Genomic DNA, 1,149 nt, shown 5'->3' with positions numbered 1-1,149 from the left:
TCTGTGACGTTACTCGCAGAAGAAGCACCGGCTAACTCCGTGCCAGCAGCCGCGGTAATACGGAGGGTGCGAGCGTTAATCGGAATTACTGGGCGTAAAGCGCGCGTAGGCGGTTAATTAAGTCAGATGTGAAATCCCAGGGCTCAACCTTGGAACTGCATTTGAAACTGGTTAACTAGAGTTTTGTAGAGGGTGGTAGAATTTCAGGTGTAGCGGTGAAATGCGTAGAGATCTGAAGGAATACCAGTGGCGAAGGCGGCCACCTGGACAAAGACTGACGCTGAGGCGCGAAGGCGTGGGGAGCAAACGGGATTAGATACCCCGGTAGTCCACGCAGTAAACGATGTCTATTAGAATTTTGTGGCTATATGCCGTGGGATTCAAAGCTAACGCATTAAATAGACCGCCTGGGGAGTACGGCCGCAAGGTTAAAACTCAAATGAATTGACGGGGGCCCGCACAAGCGGTGGAGCATGTGGTTTAATTCGATGCAACGCGAAGAACCTTACCATCCCTTGACATCCAGAGAATCACCTAGAGATAGATGAGTGCCTTCGGGAACTCTGAGACAGGTGCTGCATGGCTGTCGTCAGCTCGTGTTGTGAAATGTTGGGTTAAGTCCCGCAACGAGCGCAACCCTTATCCTTATTTGCCAGCGGGTTATGCCGGGAACTCTAGGGACACTGCCGGTGATAAACCGGAGGAAGGTGGGGACGACGTCAAGTCATCATGGCCCTTACGGGATGGGCTACACACGTGCTACAATGGCAAATACAAAGGGCTGCTAACCAGCGATGGTATGCGAATCTCCTAAAGTTTGTCGTAGTCCGGATCGGAGTCTGCAACTCGACTCCGTGAAGTTGGAATCGCTAGTAATCGTGGATCAGAATGCCACGGTGAATACGTTCCCGGGCCTTGTACACACCGCCCGTCACACCATGGGAGTGGGCTGCACCAGAAGTCATTAGCTTAACCCTTCGGGGATGGCGATGACCACGGTGTGGTTCATGACTGGGGTGAAGTCGTAACAAGGTAGCCCTAGGGGAACCTGGGGCTGGATCACCTCCTTACGTAAAGAAACACATCCTTTGTATTTCGGTACATTGGCGCAAGTAATAATGAGTGCCCACACAGATTGTTTGATTAGAA

Annotated in this window: 1 rRNA gene; it reads left to right on the top strand. The window is 51.7% G+C overall.

The window, feature by feature from the left end:
- Window positions 1-1,070: ribosomal RNA gene (locus Q0794_RS18030) — 16S ribosomal RNA — on the top strand; the annotation flags it as partial.
- Window positions 1,071-1,149: the final 79 nt, after the last annotated feature.

The sequence above is a fragment of the uncultured Psychromonas sp. genome (assembly GCF_947489755.1).
GTDB lineage: Bacteria > Pseudomonadota > Gammaproteobacteria > Enterobacterales > Psychromonadaceae > Psychromonas.
This window is presented reverse-complemented; position numbering and strand designations above follow the sequence as displayed.